This window comes from Chroococcidiopsis cubana SAG 39.79 (genome assembly GCF_003991895.1).
GTDB lineage: Bacteria > Cyanobacteriota > Cyanobacteriia > Cyanobacteriales > Chroococcidiopsidaceae > Chroococcidiopsis > Chroococcidiopsis thermalis.
Genome location: NZ_RSCK01000042.1, coordinates 1 through 18,218 on the forward strand (window position 1 = coordinate 1; position 18,218 = coordinate 18,218).

20 protein-coding genes and 1 pseudogene are annotated in these 18,218 nt (G+C 40.9%); 11 read left to right on the plus strand and 10 right to left on the minus strand.

What is annotated here, in order from left to right:
• Positions 1-264: 264 nt before the first annotated feature.
• From DSM107010_RS21740 to DSM107010_RS21750, 3 genes are all read right to left on the minus strand, one after another.
• The gene (locus tag DSM107010_RS21740; RefSeq protein WP_106169641.1) at positions 265-1,428 is read right to left on the minus strand and encodes an ABC exporter membrane fusion protein; all 1,164 of its coding nucleotides are present in this window, start codon (positions 1,426-1,428) and stop codon (positions 265-267) included.
• Positions 1,429-1,501: 73 nt separating this feature from the next.
• Positions 1,502-2,062: a TetR/AcrR family transcriptional regulator gene (locus DSM107010_RS21745; RefSeq protein ID WP_015153170.1), complete on the minus strand. Its 561-nt coding sequence runs from the start codon at positions 2,060-2,062 to the stop codon at positions 1,502-1,504.
• A 232-nt stretch (positions 2,063-2,294) separates the two neighbouring features.
• Positions 2,295-3,497 carry a phosphoglycerate kinase gene (locus tag DSM107010_RS21750; RefSeq protein WP_015153171.1) on the minus strand — a complete coding sequence of 401 codons (1,203 nt, stop codon included), beginning with the start codon at positions 3,495-3,497 and terminating at the stop codon, positions 2,295-2,297.
• 90 nt (positions 3,498-3,587) lie between these two features.
• Between DSM107010_RS21750 and DSM107010_RS21755 the strand changes: the two genes are divergently transcribed.
• From DSM107010_RS21755 to ylqF, 3 genes are read left to right on the plus strand one after another with little or no spacing between them, the layout of a single operon-like run.
• Positions 3,588-3,986, plus strand: a complete 399-nt coding sequence (locus tag DSM107010_RS21755; RefSeq protein WP_106169644.1) for a universal stress protein — start codon at positions 3,588-3,590, stop codon at positions 3,984-3,986.
• Positions 3,986-4,114: a hypothetical protein gene (locus DSM107010_RS42375; protein WP_258184032.1), complete on the plus strand. Its 129-nt coding sequence runs from the start codon at positions 3,986-3,988 to the stop codon at positions 4,112-4,114. The genes DSM107010_RS21755 and DSM107010_RS42375 overlap by 1 nt, the downstream gene beginning before the upstream one ends.
• Entirely contained in the window at positions 4,111-4,968 is an 858-nt protein-coding gene (ylqF, locus tag DSM107010_RS21765; RefSeq protein WP_106169646.1) for a ribosome biogenesis GTPase YlqF, read from the plus strand. Before DSM107010_RS42375 ends, ylqF begins: the two co-directional genes overlap by 4 nt.
• Before the next feature lie 97 nt (positions 4,969-5,065).
• Here the strand turns inward: ylqF and psb30 are convergent, their stop codons facing one another.
• Positions 5,066-5,188 carry a photosystem II reaction center protein Ycf12/Psb30 gene (gene psb30, locus DSM107010_RS21770; protein WP_039717506.1) on the minus strand — a complete coding sequence of 41 codons (123 nt, stop codon included), beginning with the start codon at positions 5,186-5,188 and terminating at the stop codon, positions 5,066-5,068.
• Between the two features lie 241 nt (positions 5,189-5,429).
• Here psb30 and DSM107010_RS21775 point away from each other — a divergent pair, with 241 nt between their 5' ends.
• The 8 genes and pseudogenes from DSM107010_RS21775 to DSM107010_RS21810 form a co-directional block, all read left to right on the plus strand.
• Positions 5,430-5,783: a YkgJ family cysteine cluster protein gene (locus DSM107010_RS21775; RefSeq protein WP_106217494.1), complete on the plus strand. Its 354-nt coding sequence runs from the start codon at positions 5,430-5,432 to the stop codon at positions 5,781-5,783.
• 150 nt (positions 5,784-5,933) lie between these two features.
• On the plus strand, positions 5,934-6,356 hold the full coding sequence (locus DSM107010_RS21780; RefSeq protein ID WP_106169558.1) for a TMEM165/GDT1 family protein: 423 nt from the start codon (positions 5,934-5,936) through the stop codon (positions 6,354-6,356).
• A 113-nt stretch (positions 6,357-6,469) separates the two neighbouring features.
• Positions 6,470-6,772: a TMEM165/GDT1 family protein gene (locus tag DSM107010_RS21785; protein WP_106169557.1), complete on the plus strand. Its 303-nt coding sequence runs from the start codon at positions 6,470-6,472 to the stop codon at positions 6,770-6,772.
• Between the two features lie 96 nt (positions 6,773-6,868).
• Positions 6,869-8,068 (plus strand): Coenzyme F420 hydrogenase/dehydrogenase, beta subunit C-terminal domain, encoded by a 1,200-nt coding sequence (locus DSM107010_RS21790; protein WP_106169556.1) that lies wholly within the window; start codon positions 6,869-6,871, stop codon positions 8,066-8,068.
• 104 nt (positions 8,069-8,172) lie between these two features.
• The gene (locus DSM107010_RS21795; RefSeq protein WP_106169555.1) at positions 8,173-8,385 is read left to right on the plus strand and encodes a hypothetical protein; all 213 of its coding nucleotides are present in this window, start codon (positions 8,173-8,175) and stop codon (positions 8,383-8,385) included.
• 163 nt (positions 8,386-8,548) lie between these two features.
• Positions 8,549-8,860: a hypothetical protein gene (locus DSM107010_RS21800; RefSeq protein ID WP_015153179.1), complete on the plus strand. Its 312-nt coding sequence runs from the start codon at positions 8,549-8,551 to the stop codon at positions 8,858-8,860.
• 118 nt (positions 8,861-8,978) lie between these two features.
• Positions 8,979-9,248, plus strand: coding sequence for a DUF2281 domain-containing protein (locus DSM107010_RS21805; protein ID WP_015153180.1), 270 nt, complete (start codon positions 8,979-8,981; stop codon positions 9,246-9,248).
• A pseudogene (locus DSM107010_RS21810) lies at positions 9,245-9,640 on the plus strand (type II toxin-antitoxin system VapC family toxin); the annotation flags it as partial. The gene DSM107010_RS21805 and the pseudogene DSM107010_RS21810, both read left to right, overlap by 4 nt.
• A 322-nt stretch (positions 9,641-9,962) precedes the next feature.
• Here DSM107010_RS21810 and DSM107010_RS21815 read toward each other — a convergent pair.
• The 6 genes from DSM107010_RS21815 to DSM107010_RS21840 form a co-directional block, all read right to left on the minus strand.
• Positions 9,963-11,948 carry a hypothetical protein gene (locus DSM107010_RS21815; RefSeq protein WP_127023925.1) on the minus strand — a complete coding sequence of 662 codons (1,986 nt, stop codon included), beginning with the start codon at positions 11,946-11,948 and terminating at the stop codon, positions 9,963-9,965.
• Between the two features lie 28 nt (positions 11,949-11,976).
• The gene (locus DSM107010_RS21820; RefSeq protein ID WP_106167886.1) at positions 11,977-13,683 is read right to left on the minus strand and encodes a hypothetical protein; all 1,707 of its coding nucleotides are present in this window, start codon (positions 13,681-13,683) and stop codon (positions 11,977-11,979) included.
• 91 nt (positions 13,684-13,774) lie between these two features.
• Positions 13,775-14,842 carry an NAD-dependent epimerase/dehydratase family protein gene (locus DSM107010_RS21825; RefSeq protein ID WP_106167885.1) on the minus strand — a complete coding sequence of 356 codons (1,068 nt, stop codon included), beginning with the start codon at positions 14,840-14,842 and terminating at the stop codon, positions 13,775-13,777.
• A 5-nt stretch (positions 14,843-14,847) separates the two neighbouring features.
• Positions 14,848-15,564, minus strand: a complete 717-nt coding sequence (locus DSM107010_RS21830) for a class I SAM-dependent methyltransferase (protein ID WP_106167884.1) — start codon at positions 15,562-15,564, stop codon at positions 14,848-14,850.
• A gap of 44 nt (positions 15,565-15,608) precedes the next feature.
• Complete coding sequence (locus DSM107010_RS21835; RefSeq protein WP_106167883.1) at positions 15,609-16,877, minus strand: glycosyltransferase; 1,269 nt, start codon at positions 16,875-16,877, stop codon at positions 15,609-15,611.
• A gap of 60 nt (positions 16,878-16,937) precedes the next feature.
• Positions 16,938-18,002 (minus strand): NAD-dependent epimerase/dehydratase family protein, encoded by a 1,065-nt coding sequence (locus DSM107010_RS21840; protein ID WP_106167882.1) that lies wholly within the window; start codon positions 18,000-18,002, stop codon positions 16,938-16,940.
• Between the last annotated feature and the right edge of the window lie 216 nt (positions 18,003-18,218).

The following is an 18,218-nucleotide window of genomic DNA, read 5'->3' on the forward strand; positions in this document are numbered from 1 at the left end:
CAGCTATTTATGCTGTTATGACTCGAATTATGCTACGTCGCCTATCTGCTTAAAGGTTTACTTTATAAATAGGTTCTAAAGCAGTGCCTAATATACAAAGTGTTAAATACAAAACTTGCACCATCTCAATTTCTCCTTTTCAGTTGTCAGTTGTCAGTCATTAGGCGAGAGGCGAGAGATAGATTCTGACTTTTAACTTTTAACTTTTGACTTTTCCTCGGTTTTTTATACCGAACATGCGTTATGCTTTGAAACAAATAAAATCTATAGTTGAATTGCTGTTTCTACCTGTAAATTTGTCAACCCAGCTACCTGTTGACTAGCTTCTGGAGTTAGGCGAATCTCCACCTCTACTATGCGCCGATCTAGATTTTCTCCAGGTTGGTTGCTGAAGACATTCTGTCGATCGACTTGTAAACCGATTTGGGAAACCTTACCGCGCAACTGTCCTGTAATTGCTTGACTGGTAATGACGGCTGGCTGTCCCAACTGAACTTTACCGATATCAGTCTGATAAACTTCAGCGACAGCAACCATTTGAGCCGTTTGTCCCATTTCTACAATCCCCGAATCACTAATTTTTTCTCCTTCTCGCGTGCGAATCTTGAGAATTTGCCCAGACATAGGGGCGCGAATATAGGCTTCTTGTAGCTGCGTTTCCGATGTTTTCACAGCGGCGATCGCAGTATCCACTTCTGTTTGGGCTGCATCCACATCTACCGGACGTACCTCGGCAATCCGATTCAGGGTAGCTTTGGCTTCTTGTAGTTGAGCCTGTAAAGTTTCCACCGTGCGGTTTTTCCCCGAAAGCGCTTCCTTTAATTGTGCTTGAGCGGTTTCTAGGGTTAATCGCCTGCTATCTATGTTCGATGCAGAGATTGCACCTTGACGATATAATTGTAAAAAACGATTATACTCTGCTAGGGCGTTGTTAACTTCTGCTTGATAGCGAGCAATAGTAGCATTTTGAGTTGACGTTTCTCCAGCAATTTCTGCTTGTATCCGGGTAATAGTCGCTTCTTGCGCCTTAATTTCTCCTGTTTTTGCCCCTGCTCTCACCTGTGCTAACTTAGCTTGGGCAACTCTGACTTGTTCGCGTGCTTGTGCCAAAGCATTTTGCAAGCGATCACGAGAATCTAAAATCGCAATAGTTTGTCCTGCTTTGACGCGATCGCCTTCTTTAACTAATAATTGGTCTACGCGATCGCCATCCAATGCAGATGGGGCAAATAAGCGAATTGCTTCTGTTTCTGGTTCCAGTCGTCCCAAAGCCGTAACTTGCGTCACTGGGGGAGTTGTCGCCACAGGAGGAGAAGGCTGAGAAGATTGAGAAACGACATAAAAGCCAGTTGCCCCTGTTATAGCAGTTGCCGTCAGAATTAACCCCGCTATCCAGCGATTTGAAGGTTTTAAAATTTCATTGGTCATTGGTAGTTGGTAATTGGTAATTGGTAATTGGTAATTGCTCCCTGATAACTGATAACTGATAACTGATAACTGATTATTTCAGGTATGCTACAAGAATTTTGCTGAGTAAGGTTGCTTGTTCTGGATAGGAAATTGTTTCAGTTTCAAATATTCCTCGCATTAATAAACCGTAAAGATAGTTCAGGACAAAATCCGCGATCGCTTTATCTGGTACTTGCAAATAGTCGGCGATCGCTTGCGTAGTCTTATCCCAAGAGCTGTGAAAAGCATTATTTTTGGTCAGTTCAGCTTTTTCCTGCTGGTAGAATTCCACCCAAAGTAAAACTTGCTTGCAAAAATTATCTTCATTTTTAGCAACAAAATTGAACATAGTTTCAATTCGCTCTGTTAAGGTGGGTGGATTTCCCGCCTCAGCCAAGAAGTTGAGCAAGTCTTGTCTGTCTAGTTCTTCTACCAACTGAAGAAATAAGGCTTGTTTGCTGGGAAAGTAATGATAAAGCGTCCCTGTAGACACGCCCAATCCTTGAGCTAACTGTCGCATGGTGATCGAACCGTAGCCTCTTTCGGCAAATAGATCGAAACTCTTGAGCAACAGTTCTTTACGATATTGGTCGTGGTCTACAATCTTGGGCATCGGGATAATTAATTTGACTTCATGTTAAATCGAACGTTTGATATAAATAAATATAAAACAAATGTCCAATATAAATCAAGTAGGAGCGGGTTTGTTTTACAGCAAATATGTCAAGTAACAAATACATTTGCTAGCAAACCCGCCCGTACTTTAATTTCCCCCCTTTTTAAGGGGGGTTAGGGGGGATCGAAATCCCGCTTCTTCAACTGCGGATTTCCTCTCAGTCTCCGAATCAGGCATCATCCAAAGCAGCAATACCGGGTAGTTCCTTACCTTCAAGTAACTCCAAGCTAGCGCCGCCACCAGTTGAAATATGGCTCATTTGCTCAGCTACACCGACTTTCTCCACCGCTGCTACAGAGTCACCACCACCGATGATGGAAGTTACGCCTTGCTTGGTGAGATCGGCAAGAGTACGAGCGATCGCTTCTGTACCTACAGCAAACTTGTCAAACTCAAATACACCCATCGGTCCATTCCAAATCACCGACTTGCACTCAGCCAGTGCTGCTTGGAACGTCTTGACCGAATCTGGACCAATATCCAAACCCATACCATCAGATGGAATATTATCCACACTGACGGTCTGAGCGTTGGCATCAGCAGCAAATTTATCTGCTACCACCACATCTGTAGGTAACAATAGATCGACACCACGTTCTTTTGCCTTAGCTTCCAAAGATTTAGCCAGTTCTAGCTTGTCTTCTTCCACCAGCGACTTACCAACATTCAAACCCCGTGCTTTGTAGAAGGTGAAAATCATCCCACCACCCAACAGCAGCTTATCGCACTTGTCCAACAGCGTTTCGATTACGCCAATCTTACTGGAGACTTTCGAGCCACCAATAATTGCCGCTAGGGGACGCTGAGGATTTTCGATCGCGCTTTGGAGATACTGAAGTTCTTTTTCAATCAAATAACCTGCTACCGAAGGGCTGAGGTAGTGAGTTACGCCCTCAGTTGAAGCATGGGCGCGGTGAGCCGTACCAAAAGCATCATTTACGTACAAGTCCGCATTTGCAGCTAACTTTTGAGCAAATTCTGGATTATTCTTCTCTTCTTCGGGATAGAAGCGAACGTTTTCCAGTAGCAACACCTGACCGTTTTGCATTCCTGCAACTTTGCCAGCAACCTCATCACCGATACAATCGTCGCACTTAATAACCTCTTGACCGAGTAATTCGGAAAGGCGCTTAGCAACGGGAGTCAGACGCAATTTATCATCTACACCTTTGGGACGACCGAAGTGACTAGCCAGGATGACTTTAGCACCCTTTTTAATTAAATCTTGAATTGTCGGCAGTGCAGCACGAATGCGGGTATCATCGGTGATGTTGCCTTGGTCGTCTAGCGGTACGTTAAAATCTACCCGTACTAACGCCCGCTTCCCAGATAAATCTGACGAGGATAAATTTGCTAGAGTTTTTTTGGACACAGCGTCAACCTCCTAATTGCCTTTTTGGTCTAGTCCATCATTTAGCGCCGTCCACATTTTACCGAAGCATGGGTATCGGAGTTACCACAAATGTTTAAGACTGTTCTGTTTCCGATCGATCGCAGCCGCGAAACACAAGAAGCCGTAGGAGTCGTGGTTGAAATCGTGCAAAAGTATGGTAGCCGTCTAATACTGCTATCGGTAGTAGAAGGATCGGAAGAGGCTGACGAGGGCATGGAATCGCCTGATGTCGTAGCCCGACTTCTCGAAGATGCCCAGTCCGTCTTCAAACAGCAAGGCATTCAAACAGAGGCATTTGAGCGGCAGGGCAAGCCTGCATTTGTTATCTGTGATGTAGCCGACGAAGTTGGTGCTAACTTAATTGTCATGGGTTGCCGAGGACTCGGGTTAACAGAAGAAGGAGTCACCGAAAGCGTCACCAACCGCGTGATCAATCTATCTCCCTGTCCGGTTTTAGTTGTACCTTAATGAGGGAGCAGAGAGCGAGGAGTGAGGGGGACAAGGAGGACAAGGAAGCAATTCCAGCCAACTACCAACTACCAACTACCAACTACCAACTACCAACTACCCATTCACAAATGACCAATGACAAATGACCAATGACATTCAATGGTATCCAGGTCACATTGCCAAAGCAGAAAGAGCGCTTGCCGAACAACTGAAGTTGGTTGATGTGGTATTGGAGGTACGGGACGCACGGATTCCACTAGCGACCCACCATCCGCGCGTGCCAGAGTGGGTAGGCAATAAAACACGAGTATTAATCCTCAACCGCGTCGATGCAATTCCTCCTGCGGTGCGGCAGTTGTGGCAGCAGTGGTTTAAGACACGGGGAGAAACAGTTTACTTTACCAATGCTAAAGATGGTAACGGTGTAGGACAAGTATTGCAGGTAGCGCAAAGAGCAGGTGATGAGATTAATCAACGCCGCAAAAATCGCGGCTTGTTAGCCCGTCCCGTGCGGGCAGCGGCGATTGGATTTCCCAACGTGGGTAAGTCAGCGCTGATCAATCGGCTATTGAAGCGGCGGATTGTTGTCAGTGAGGCTCGTCCTGGGGTAACGCGCCAGTTGCGCTGGGTCAGAATTTCCGATCGCGTCGAATTGTTAGATGCACCTGGGGTAATTCCAACTAAGCTAGAAGACCAAGCAGCAGCAATTAAGTTAGCTATCTGCGATGATATTGGTGATGCTGCCTACGATTCTTACCAAGTGGCTGTTATCTTTATCGATTTGCTGCAAGATTTAATGGCAACTGCTCCCGAACTCATGCCTGACAATCCCCTATCTCGCTACAAAATCGATTCGTTGGGCATGACAGGAGAAGAATTTGTCTATGAGTTATCGGCAAAACGCGATCGCGGTGACTTGGAACGCACGGCAAGACAGATACTGATAGATTTTCGCAAAGGAATTTTGGGGACAGTTCCCTTAGAGTTACCACCGAATTAATTTTTGTAACTTTTCTTTTCATCCAAATAAACCAAAAGAGGGAAAATAGCTCAAAGCTACTCCCTCCCTTATCCATTGATGGTATATCGTATGAGTTTTAGAGATCGCCGTTGCGAAAGGCAAGGACAAAAATAACTGCTGGACCAGCTAGCATGATCAGGGCAACGCTTACTAGTTGAAACAGAGTTTCCCACTGAAAACTACCGATCGCATCAAAAATTCCAGACATAAGATTTATCTCTCCTCCCAGCTTGTCTATTTAACGTCGATTTCTTACATAAAAATCCGCACCTTATTTTACCTAGAGGAGAATTACCGGATTTAATTAACTTAACAAATCTATAACAAACCACAAATAAACTCTTGCTGCTCTCATTTTAGTGATGGGGTAACTAAAATCGCTAAGCTTGAGTAGCGGGAACGCGATCGTCACCCAATCTGAATATTATGGCGACTTGGAAATGGCAACTTGGAAATGTGTAAAGCAGTGTGGCGCTTGCTGTCATCTCGACCCAGAAGAACGCCCAGACATAGCAGAGTATTTGACACCAGAAGAGTTATCACTCTATCTCAGCATGGTAGGTGAAGGTGGTTGGTGTATTAACTACGACCATCTCAAGCGAGAATGCAAAATCTATTCCAACCGCCCTCGCTTTTGCCGAGTCGAGCCAGAAATATTCTTAGATATGTATGGCATCGAGCCGGAAGAAGTCAACGATTTTGCGATCGAGTGCTGCGAGCAACAGATTTCCGGCGTTTATGGCGATCGCAGCCTGGAAATGGTGCGATTTAGTAGGGAAGTTGGCGATTGGTAGTTGTTAGTTGTTGGTTGTTGGTTGTTGGTTGTTGGTTAACTGGTCACTGGTCACTGGTCGCTGACAACTGATAACGGGGTTGCCTTTTGTCACGATTTGGCAGAAAATGAAAGGAATATGAAAAGTATCGCGTATTGAACTGAGTTGCCCGTGAAACTGGAATCTGCACCCCCACAGCGATCTAGCTTATCTGACCAAATAACAGCACTGGAGAAACAGGTTTTGGAAACACACAGCCAACCTGTTGTCAGCGTTAGCGATCGCCCCCCGCAACAGCAAAAGCAAACACAGCAGTCTTGGTGGGCAATATACGCCTCGACATTTTTCACCATATTTTTGGCAGAATGCGGCGACAAGACTCAACTTTCCACGCTCTTGATGAGTGCAGAGTCTCAATCACCCTGGATTGTCTTCGTAGGTGCAGCCGCAGCGTTAATTACGACCAGTTTACTAGGCGTACTCTTGGGACAGTGGTTAGCAAAACACTTATCACCTAGAAAGTTAGAAATTGCCGCGGGTACGAGTTTACTACTGATCGCGATCGCCTTAGTAGGGGATATTTTACTCTCGTAGAGATCCCTCCTAGCCCCTAGCCCTCCTTAAAAAGGGGGGAATAAATACAGAAAAGTCCCCCTCAGCTCCCGATCGCTCCCTCAGCTCTCTTCAACCCCTCACTCCTCAACTTCATGGACTGGAAACTACTAGGAATCACTTTTGTAACTGTATTTCTCTCAGAATTGGGAGACAAAAGCCAACTAGCAGCGATCGCCCTCAGTGGCGGTTGTAAATCTCCACGTGCTGTCTTTTTTGGCACGGCTAGCGCTTTGATATTGACAAGTTTGCTGGGAGTTTTAGCAGGTGCGGGTGCAGCTCAGTTGCTACCTGTAAAATTCGTCAAGGCGATCGCGGCTGTGGGTTTTGCCGTGCTTGCAATTCGGTTATTATGCTTTGGAGACAATTCTCAGGAAACGGAGGAAACTACGATTTAAAAGGTGCAAATTCTACCTTTTGTCACCACATACTAAAATATTTCGGCTGAAAGCGGTATTGTGTGAACAGGTATAAAAAACAAAGTTTTATGACTTATGACCGCCCTTCATCCTACCGACCATAAGAAAGCTAAAGCCCTCAAACCTGGCAGCCGTCGCCCAGCCAAAGAACTTTGTAGCGAGTGCGGCTTGTGCGATACATATTACATCCACTATGTCAAGGAAGCCTGTGCTTTTTTAAATCAGCAATTTGACCAATTAGAAACTCAAACGCACGATCGCAGCCGTAATTTAGACAATCCAGACGAACTTTACTTCGGCGTGCATCAATCGATGACAGCAGCGCGGAAAAAAGAACCGATTCCAGGGGCGCAATGGACGGGTATTGTTAGTACCATTGCGATCGAAATGCTAAATCGCGGCATTGTCGAAGGCGTAGTCTGCGTCCAGAATACCAAAGAAGACCGCTTTCAACCGATGCCAATTATTGCCCGTACCCCAGAGGAAATTTTAGCCGCACGGGTAAATAAACCTACGCTGTCGCCTAACCTATCGGTGCTAGAACAAATAGAACAGTCAGGCATGAAACGGCTGTTAGTAATTGGTGTCGGTTGTCAAATTCAAGCATTGCGGGCAGTAGAAAAACAACTTGGCTTAGAAAAGCTTTACGTTTTAGGAACTCCTTGCGTGGATAACGTTACCCGTGCGGGATTGCAAAAATTCTTAGAAACGACTAGTAAATCGCCCGATACAGTAGTACATTACGAATTCATGCAAGATTTCCGCGTTCACTTCAAGCATGAAGATGGTTCGGTGGAAACAGTACCTTTCTTTGGTTTAAAGACAAACCAACTCAAGGATGTATTTGCACCTTCTTGTATGAGTTGCTTTGATTATGTCAATTCCCTTGCCGATTTGGTTGTCGGTTACATGGGTGCTACCTTTGGTTGGCAGTGGATTGTTGTCCGCAACGATCGCGGTCGCGAAATGCTGGATTTGGTGCAAGATAAATTAGAGCTACAACCTGTTATTTCGCAGGGCGATCGCCATCAAGCAGTACAACAGAGTATACCTGCTTACGATAAAGCGGTGACTCTGCCCATGTGGGCGGCGAAGTTAATGGGTGTAGTCATTGAAAGAATTGGTCCGAAAGGGTTGGAATATGCCCGGTTCTCGATTGATTCTCACTTTACGCGGAATTATCTGTACGTGAAGCGGAATTATTTAGAGAAGTTGGAAGCGCATGTACCGGAGTTTGCTAAGCGAATTGTGGGGCAGTATAAGTTGCCGGATTAATGTCACGCAAAGGCGCAAAGGCGCAAAGATGGGAAGGGTTTTCGCGTTCAGTATTACAGTTGTATTTAGGCTCAACTAGATTTATCAGTAAATATGGTTGAGCAATGCTAGATACATCCAACGTATTCTTAACAGGTGTTGCGTTAGAAGCACTCCCGCAATGGAGTGAAACACTCAGGAGGTTCCAGCAACAGTTGGGAAAGCACTTTGCTCGTTCGGAAGCACGCAAAGCAGCCTTTAATTATGTCCCAGCACGAGTGAGTCCGGTGGAGCGCAAGAATGGCGCTGCAAAGGGCAGAACAGGTGGGACACAATAGCCCATACCGTTTGCAACATTTACGCTTGTCGAGCCGCCTGGGATGCCGATGCTGTATGTAAGGAGGTTCGTTCATATGTTGTGGAACATCTTGGTAGTAATGACACACGATCTCAACTGGTCTGGTCGATGCAACTTCTAACCTGATTCAAGAACAAAAGCAAGTGCTGCTCTTGACCCAGGCAGCGAAGAGAATTGCCATAAATTCGGTTAAACTTGCCTATGCGATTCCAATTGCTGCACTACTGGTGTGGGGGACTCTAGCATTCTTTGCTGGCAAGCTTCACGAATACAACACAGTCGATGCTGTCAATAATCGAGCCTTAGCAAGTCTTGCGTTGCGCGTAAGAAAAAACTGCCAGCAGCAATACCTGGCAAATCCCCAGAAAATGAATCCTAGCGGCGATGGAATTGTGAGAAATTGTCCTGGTTTTGAATATGTAATTCCTGCTGGACAACGAAAAGTAGCCAAGTAGCTTTAGTAAAGCCAGCTCTAATATTGTGTATAGCAATAGAGCGATCGCACATAGTCTCAACTAGCGGTGTACACTACGAGAGAAAGCGATCGCGCTCAGAGCGGTAGTAGTAAGGCGTATGAATACCGAACAATTGTTACTAGAAAAATGGCGATTGCTACCTCCAGAGCGGCAACAAGAAGTGATTGATTTTGTAGAGTTTTTAGAATTAAAGAAAGCCACTACAAGCAGGCAAGCAGCCGAACCGAAGTCTAAGTCAACGCTGGGTGAAAGGTTACAACAGATTCGTGAGGAAATCGTTGCGTCTGGCGAACCTTTGCTGGATTGGGAAGGAGTTGAGCGTGAGAAAGCCGAGCGTAGAGGCGGATATCAGGAAGACGTTGAGTGACTTGCACATTTCTTGATTCAGGCGTGCTAATTGCTGCCGCACGGGGCGAGGGAGCTATTGCCCAAAGAGCCTTAGCAATTCTTAGAGATCCCAATCGTGACTTCGCATCTAGCATCTTCCTGAAGTTAGAGGTACTGCCTAAAGCAATTTACAACAGTCGTAATAGCGAAGTTAGGTTTTACAAGGCATATTTTGATGCAGTTTCTTACTGGGCTGAAAATATCGACCAAATAATTCAAAATGCATATCGAGAAGTGAGTGAATCGGGATTAGGAGCAATGGATGCCCTACACGTAGCGGCAGCTGTACTAGTTGGCGCAGAAGAATTTATTACTAATGAGAAGCTTGAAAAATCTATTCACCGTACTGAGAGCATACCAGTGATTTCAATTCGGTACGTTTGGCAATATTTTTCGAGAAACGCTACCGTTGACACTGGCTCTCTACGCTCATCCACAGCCACAGCCTAGTTTCTAACACTCCTTTTCTTATTTTAATCCTGCCAAAGCAACAAAAGAGGAATCAGATATCAAATGATAAGAAATTTATTTCTATAGTTGGTGAGTATAAGAGAGAATTGGTTGCATGGAATTTAAATGACTGGACTTGAGCAGGTAATTGTCTGTGAAAGAAAGACAACGCTTCATTGTCATCTTTAGGTAGGTGACTAACTATAACACCGTTGTCTGAATTCTCAGGAATAATTCTGTAGTCTCATTTGCTACCATCTGCATAAGTTACTTGCATAGTTACAGGTGGACTTCTAAACAAGCTTTTATAGATTTTCCCAAAGAGAGAATACGTAAATTTAACTTTTGCAAGAATTATAGAGCGATCGCTTGCTTCTATATGCTGAGAATTATTCCAACGTACAGTTGACGTTTTACTTGTTGAAACACTTGGAGAACATCCACTTGAAAACAGTTTTTCTAAAAGTAATAAGTTTGTTGGATAAGAAAATTTATTTTGTTGGCTAGACTTAGGGAGATAAGAATTTAACTTATAGTTACAAAAAATATAAGCAAAAGTTCTCGGTTCATCAAAGAAAGGATGTCTACCATCTATGGCAGAAAAATCATAGAAGATATAGTCTCTCGGTTCTGCTGATAAACTTTTAAAGTTGAGGTTATCAAGAGTAGTTGTATAAGCTGAGTAAGATTGAAATATTGGTCGCGGCTTCCAGTTTAGGTTGTTTGCTGCTACTAATGATATTTCCCAAGGAACAATATCAACTTTTTTATTTTCTACTATGCTTGTCATGCTAGTAGGTAATTTTTCAACAGCTAAATTATTGTTACTATTTGCTTGTATACTAGAGTGCAAAGAACTTGGGTTAAATAAGTATGTCAAATTTTTAATCGCCATGTCTGGAGTAACAGAGCGAGGGCTGCTAGTTCCTAGTGGTATCCAAAATATAAAAGCTATAACTAACACATAAAAATATAGTAAATAAGAAAATTTTTGAATGCGAACTCCTCTGACTTTTGGTAGACATAATGAAACTACAATTAGCGTACACCAACTAAAAATAACGACATGATTGACACTATGACGGACAAAACCATGTTTAAAAGCTAAAAACAAACATAGAAATAAAGCTAAAGTAAAACCGAGGCTTCCCTGTTTTGCTACTAAAACTAAAAGAATAGATATCAAAGCTATTTCTGACACTGCAAGAATCAACTCTCGCTTGGAACCAACAAGGCTCATTGCGCTGGAATAGCTAGATGCTACATCTAAAGAATGCTTTAAATAGTCTATTAATGAAGGATAAGAGGAAAAAATTGTTACGACAAGACCAGAACAATAAATTATATAAAAGACGTACCAACTGGCAGTTCTAATACGAGATTTACTGATTAAATTCCTGCTACTAGTAATTTTCTCACCCGCTTTAAGAACAACCTTACGATCTAGCTTTAGCTGATTAAACCAAGCTAGTAATCCACTAGTACCAGAGACAACAAGACAAACTAGTATTTTATAGAGGTTTGATATATAGAAATCCGGGGACAATAATATAAATGATACGGATATGGCAGCTAATAATGAATCAAGTAATGCAAAGAGATTAATCAGGTAATTTGAGTTTTTCTTAATAGAATCAAAAAAGTTTCCCAGGAATAATAAACATAGAGAACCAGCAGTAGCAATTCCAAGAGTGAACTTGGTTAATAGACAGAAACCAGCAAAAGCTCCTAAACTTACAGCGCACCATCTCGTTAACTTGATAGGTAAGTTATCAACTATAGATAAAATGATTAAAAATATAAATAGAATCTGGTAGCCTGTTGATATATTTTGATAAGTTAGAGATATGTTAATCGAAACAAGTAATAACCAGCTTGAAAATATTGCTAATTTCTGTAGTTTCGTTTTTAGCTTTGCTATTTTTAAAGATACCGCCACAAACAAAATGAAATATACAATAAAACGAAATTTTGTGACTGTAATAAAATTTTGCTCTAACGCTGCTCCATGAACTAAGTACCCTAACGGACCATATGTGAATATAATATCTTTTCCAAAAATAAGTTTGTCTACTGCTGCACGGCTAATTGCATATTGCCAAGATAGCTCTAAATCTGTTCCTAGACTATTTGGTATTGGTACAAAAATTAGAAAAAGGTATAATGATACGAGTGTCCAAATTAAAAAAAATAGGGGGTATTGAATTTTCTTAAAAGTAGTTTTTTGCATTTTTTATGCTAGGGGATATATAGCCACTTTACTCCACTACATTTACTTTAATTTCACCATCTAATTTGATAAACTGCTTACCTACAGGCTCGTATACCCAAGCTTGTATTACGGTTTCTCCAGGTGGTAACGACTCGAATGAAATATTAGCTGACCATTCTACTTTATTAAATTGAATCGAGTTAGGAGTTGTGTCAACGATCGGACTATTTGGGTTTACAAGCGCATCGGCAAAAAATGATTTACGATCGCCATAGGAAAACAATACTATATTTGGAATTTCCTGACTGTCTGGTAAGCTAGCCCAGCCTGCTACATCCAAAGTTCCATTTCTGCTAACAGTAATGAGGGTTCCTTCTGTAGGGGTAGAGTTTAAGTGACCATAGTTCTTGGCTGGCTCAGTAATAAAGGATACATCTTTCGGAAACTTTCTAAAACCTATTTCCTCCAGAATTCCTGATAGCTTTCTTAGCTGACTAGTAAGAGGTGGTGGAAGAATAGTTTTTTCTAAACAGCTATGTTCTAAATTATTTATGAATTTTATTAACTCTAAGCAAGTTTCACCAGCAAGTCTTTGTTGGTGAAGAGCTATTGTCGGGGGAATCCGGTTAATAGAATTCATGAAAATAAACCCTATGAAAATACTAGTAATAAAGACATTTCTTGAAAAAGATAGCCGCCAAAGATGAGCAACAGCAACAACTAATAATATTGAGCAAGTTGTATATCTTGACGACATAGATTCTCCATAACCTAAACGACCTAATGTGGTTATAAGAGCGAAAAGTATGGCAAATAAGCCTATTGATACCCAAGGTGCTATCTCTAAACTAAAATTAAATTTTGATTTATACTTTACAAAATAAAATACTAGTAAGAAAAAAGTTGAGAAAAGTATAGCCCCTAAAGTTTTTACAATAAGGGGAATATTAGCATGATATACAATAGGCGCTCCCAGAAGAGTAAAAAAGTAGTATAAAGTACCAAGTGGGTGTTTCAGAAAAAGAAGCGTATCGGGGTGGTGACTTGGTTTTTGATAACCTATAAAATAAATAGTAAAAGTTCCGATTAAAAGTAAAATCCAGACTGTGATTCTTATTATTTTTTGCCTATAACTACCCTTAATAGAAGCTATTGATGGCATTACAGCTAGCCAACTTAGCAATCCATGCGCTGCAGAGAAGCTAGCTATAAAACAAGGTATTGCTGCTAAATAAAGCCTTTTAGGAAAATTATTAGATGAAGCAATAATTAAAACAGCTACTGCCAAACAAGCATTAATTAAGAACCATAGTAATTGATAACCCCATAACCAGTTTTCGTACTGGATTATGGAGAACAATAAAATACAGGTTAAGAAATTTGTTAAGTGTTTTGAATTGCTAAAATTATTTCTGCCTTCTAGTAGGGAAAGTTTATATAGCAGTAAAAATGTCATGCCTACTAAAAATACGCTAAAATATAATTCATATTTAATGTTCCAGTTTGATATTAAAGCCAAACCAACAAATATAAGCTTTGGAAAAAATGTTCTATGTTCGTTGTGTTGAGCAAAAAAATCTTCAAAATCTGCTTTTCCTGTTAAAACTTTTTCAAACAGGCTAACTAAATCCCATTGATCTCCTAAGGGAGCATTGACACTAAAAAAAGCTATAAAACATAGAGTAACTGTAGGTGGAATGAGAAAAATTGTTGCTAATGGTGGCTTGAATTTAGAAATGGTAGTTTTATACATTAAAGTTTATTTTTTGTGTAATAAACAAGGTATTTTAATAATAGAAATTTACTATCAATAGCCTTCTTATTGCTGGTGTTACAACTAATCCTTAAAGAAAAATCTCGCTAACTTGATGCTCGAATTTATGCAGCCACTCATAAATTTCAGTTAGAGTTGTTTTTGCATCTTTCTGAGGTTGCCATCCAGTGGCATACATGACCTTGCTAGAGTCTGTAATAAAAATTGGTACATCTCCCATTCGAGAGGCTGGAAGGGGAGTAATTGGTATGCTATGCCCGCAGATTTCCTGGCAAAGCTGCGTCGTCTCGCAGAGTGAAAGTGTATTGTTTACCCCACCGCCTACATTAAATGTCTGTCCAGCTAATTTTGATAATTGATGAATTTGCAGGTCAATTAAGTTTAGGAGATCGCTTACATGTAAAAAATCTCTTACCTGCTTGCCCGTTCCACCGTAGCCAATGTATTTCAACGATCGCTTGAAGTAGTGAAATGCCATCCACAGAGCAAATACGCCTTGATCGACCTTGCCCATTTGCCAGGGTCCAGTCAGCACGCCACAGCGGTTAATTATAGTTCTTAGTCCATAAGCCTCGGCATATTCAGCCACCAACAGCTCTGACGCTAACTTAGTAGCACCGTAAAGCGATCGCGACCCATTTAAAGGAAAATTCTCAGCAATACCTTGGCTCGATGCTCCTGGTAAACTTTGTTGCTCTAAGAGTTGAAACCGTGTTTCTGCCTCTTTAAACTGCAAACTACTAAGGCTCTTAATTGGATAGATTCTACTAGTAGAAAGAAAAATAAAATCTGCTTGAGTTTGTCGAGCCAATTCCAGACAGTTTATCGTTCCCACCAAATTTGTTTGTAGTACGTACCCTGGAGACGCATATCCCGCTAAAACTGATGGTTCTGCCGAACACTCTACAATTAAATCGGGTTTAAGTGCCACTGGATCGAGATCTTCTTGATTTCGTACATCTCCATGAATAAACTGAATACCTGCTTGCTTCAATCGAGGTAAATTTAGCTCTGAACCCCGCCGCTTGAGGTTATCTAAAGCAGTAATCTGCCAGTCAGGATAGCGCTGAGCCAACCCCAACGCTAAAGTACTACCTACAAAACCTGCTCCTCCTGTAATCAAAACTTGTCGAGTCATCAGATCTATCTCCCGATTGCTGGTAATTCATTAACTTTGGAAGGTTTAACTACTTTCACAAACATTTGTCCTCCTAAAAACCTCCACAAAATTTTCAATTTAAGGTAGAGTCTTAAAAGCTGAGGTGAGGTCAATCTACCTTTTGTTGAATAAGGTAGGAATCTGGGAATTAACACATCAATCTCAAACCCCACAGTCTCTAAGATTTCTTTCAAAGAAAGATGAGTTAGTGGTAATTTATGATCGATAAAGTCATAGTATTCCTTAAATGAGTACTTAAAGTTGGGCTGAATAATTAACAGAGAGCCACCAGGTTTAAGGCGATCCCAGCAAAATAATAAAATCTCAATTAACTCTTCTTTATTATTTAAATGTTCAAAAAAGTTAGAAATAAAGATCCGATCGACACGCTTGGTAAACAAATCTCGTTCTTTAAAGTTTAGAAGATTAAGATGAGCAATCCTAACGTCAGAATTAGCAAATACTTGAGAGTCAGGATTTAAATCAATTAAGTATTTTTCTTTTGCTTGAATCTGATTGATAAACTCGCAATATCCTCCCCCAATATCTAATACAACTGAGTCTTGTCCGACATGTTTTTGTAAAAAGTTTTCTATTAAAACTTTCCATAAAGCAATTTTAGCTCTCTTCTCTTTATAATTAAATCGATTATTGTAAAGTCTTTTGAGATATTTCTCTTGGTTTAAATGTGAAATAGTCATAAATTTATGAGCTTCCTCAAATTAAAAAGTATTCCTTTTCAGGCTCATCTACGAATTGCAGATTGTAAGTTCTTCCGAACATAATCTCCTCTAGAAAGTTTCTTTTCTAGAAAGATACAGAGGGCAATAAATAAATAACGGCTCCCCATCTCTTTTAGCTTTAACTTAGACACTCCTGTTGTACGATTGCGCCAGGAAATTGGTATAACTGCGTAAGAGTAGCCTCGCGCGATCGCTTTAAGCGGAATTTCAACCGTAAGATTAAAGTGATGAGATAAAAGTGGATAAACTCCCTTAATGACTTCTCGGCGATAAGCCTTAAAAGCATTAGTCGTGTCATTGAAGTTTAAGCCAAATAAGATTTGAATAAATAAATTGGCTAAACGATTCACAATTAACTTATGAGCTGGATAATCAATGACTTTACCACCTTTAATAAAGCGAGAACCAAACACGCATTCGTAACCTTGGCATAGCTTATAGTAGTAAGCAACTATGTCTTCTGGAGCATCAGAGCAATCTGCCATCACAATCGCTACAGCATCCCCTTGAAAATTCTCTAAACCGCAGCGTACTGCAAAACCAAAACCATTAGGATAATAGTTATTAATGTAGGTTACTTTAGGATTTTGTAAGCGAAGCTGTTGTAAAACTGCTTCTGTGCGATCGCGACTATTATCATTAACTACTAAAATGTTGTAAGGGATGTACTTCTCTTCTAAAACTTGGCTAATCGATTGGATTGTTCGGGCAATACAATCCTCTTCGTTATAAGCTGGAATGACTATTGAAAGAACCAGAGTAGGTTCAATACTTGTGGAGGTTACAGGTAGTTTGGCTGAATTTGACGGAGTTGCTAAAGCTGGTGCTAATCCTTCTGGATAATAAAGCTCGGTCTTTTTTCTAGTTTGAAATACTAAGCGATCGCTAATTATATAGTTAAGAATAGCACCTAGTAGCACACCTATTAGGGTATTATTTTGAGGGCTAAGACTTAACCAATCGAGGATAGGAAAAAGTATTAAACGTATAATTATGCTCGAACTAGCAGATACATGATAGAGCGGTAACTGTCGCCACAAAACTTTTTCTAGCCTCCAATCACCACCAGTCCATACCCAGATGCGGTAGATGAAAAAACTAAATAATAAGGAGATCTCCATTGATATTGCATTGGCTATATTTCGCAATTCAGGTGTATGAAACCCTAAGCGATCGATTAATAGAGAAATGAGCCAAATGTTCAGTGCTGCTGCTACACCTCCACCAATGAAAAATTTAACTGTTCGTTGTTGAAATATTTTTTGCATCACTACTACTCCAATATAAATGAAGCTAAGAGAGTAATTCGCACGACTTAAACTAGCTATTTTTTAATTCCAACGACTTGTATTTTGAATGTAAATCTCTTTGATAATGTTTTTGATGCCATAGGTTAAATTCCAGCCTAGATAATGCTGCTGGAACTTCCGAACATCGCTAATCCACCAAATATGATCTCCGCTTCTATTGACTTCTTCATAACTCCAATTGAGTTTTTTCTCAGCGATCGCTTCACATTCTTGAATCGCTTCTAATATCGAGCAATTACTGAATCGACTTCCCCCAATGTTGTAAACTTCAGCAACACGAGGAGCTTGGTAAAAATGATAGAAAGCATTGACCAGATCGTAGCTATGAATATTGTCTCTGACTTGCTTACCCTTATAGCCATAAACCCGATAGGGTTTTCCTAACATCGTGCATTTCATTAAATAAGATAAAAATCCATGTAATTCAGTCCCTGAGTGACTAGGACCTGTTAAACATCCACCTCGAAAACTAGCAGTTTTCATGTCAAAGTAACGTCCGTATTCTTGGACTAATACATCCGCTGCAACCTTGGAAGTTCCAAATAAAGAGTGTTTGCATTGGTCAATACACATTGTTTCATCAATGCCAACACTGTATGGGTGCGTTTCCTCAATCTCCCAACGCCACTCTTGCTCGATTAGTGGTAAGAAATTCGGTTTGTCTCCATAAACTTTATTAGTAGAACAAAAAATGAAAACTGCATTTGGACAAATTTGACGGGTATTTTCTAGTAAGATCAAAGTGCCGTTAGCATTGACTGTAAAATCAGTGTAGGGGTCGCGAGCTGCCCAGTCGTGTGAAGGCTGAGCTGCTGTATGAATAATTAAGCTAATGTCTGTGCCATAGTCTTGAAATAGTTTGGTAACTGCCTCGCGATCGCGAATATCAATATTATGATGAATGTAGCGTTCTTCATATTTTTCTAATAGCAAATCGCGGTTCCATTTAGTTGAGGCATTTTCCCCAAAGAATGTTTGCCGCATATTATTATCAATTCCTACAACGGTATAACCCCGGTCGCAGAAAAATCTCACTGATTCAGAACCAATTAATCCTGCCGAACCCGTGACTAGAATAATTGTCATAACTTTTTATAGTAGCTTTAGCATGTATCTGCTGTCAGATTGCAGCTTCACAACTACCTCTAGTAGCTCTTAAAGCTAAATTTAAAAAAACCTTAAAATAGTCCTCGAACAGTTTACTAGTAGGTAATAGTAAGTTGAAGTACTACTTTAGGAAGCAATCTAGTCTCTATATTCTGCTAGAAGCTATATTTTGTTAAGACAGAAAAGTTCAGGAAT

Coding starts and splice junctions, on each gene's coding strand:
- DSM107010_RS21790 (WP_106169556.1), top strand. CDS start 6,869: ATGACCGCCCTTCATCCTACCGACCATAAGAAAGCTAAAGCCCTCAAA.
- DSM107010_RS21755 (WP_106169644.1), top strand. CDS start 3,588: ATGTTTAAGACTGTTCTGTTTCCGATCGATCGCAGCCGCGAAACACAA.
- DSM107010_RS21775 (WP_106217494.1), top strand. CDS start 5,430: ATGGCAACTTGGAAATGTGTAAAGCAGTGTGGCGCTTGCTGTCATCTC.
- DSM107010_RS21820 (WP_106167886.1), bottom strand. CDS start 13,683: ATGTATAAAACTACCATTTCTAAATTCAAGCCACCATTAGCAACAATT.
- DSM107010_RS21805 (WP_015153180.1), top strand. CDS start 8,979: ATGAATACCGAACAATTGTTACTAGAAAAATGGCGATTGCTACCTCCA.
- DSM107010_RS21815 (WP_127023925.1), bottom strand. CDS start 11,948: ATGCAAAAAACTACTTTTAAGAAAATTCAATACCCCCTATTTTTTTTA.
- DSM107010_RS21840 (WP_106167882.1), bottom strand. CDS start 18,002: ATGACAATTATTCTAGTCACGGGTTCGGCAGGATTAATTGGTTCTGAA.
- DSM107010_RS21740 (WP_106169641.1), bottom strand. CDS start 1,428: ATGACCAATGAAATTTTAAAACCTTCAAATCGCTGGATAGCGGGGTTA.
- DSM107010_RS21795 (WP_106169555.1), top strand. CDS start 8,173: ATGCTAGATACATCCAACGTATTCTTAACAGGTGTTGCGTTAGAAGCA.
- DSM107010_RS21830 (WP_106167884.1), bottom strand. CDS start 15,564: ATGACTATTTCACATTTAAACCAAGAGAAATATCTCAAAAGACTTTAC.
- DSM107010_RS42375 (WP_258184032.1), top strand. CDS start 3,986: ATGAGGGAGCAGAGAGCGAGGAGTGAGGGGGACAAGGAGGACAAGGAA.
- DSM107010_RS21785 (WP_106169557.1), top strand. CDS start 6,470: ATGGACTGGAAACTACTAGGAATCACTTTTGTAACTGTATTTCTCTCA.
- ylqF (WP_106169646.1), top strand. CDS start 4,111: ATGACCAATGACATTCAATGGTATCCAGGTCACATTGCCAAAGCAGAA.
- DSM107010_RS21825 (WP_106167885.1), bottom strand. CDS start 14,842: ATGACTCGACAAGTTTTGATTACAGGAGGAGCAGGTTTTGTAGGTAGT.
- DSM107010_RS21745 (WP_015153170.1), bottom strand. CDS start 2,062: ATGCCCAAGATTGTAGACCACGACCAATATCGTAAAGAACTGTTGCTC.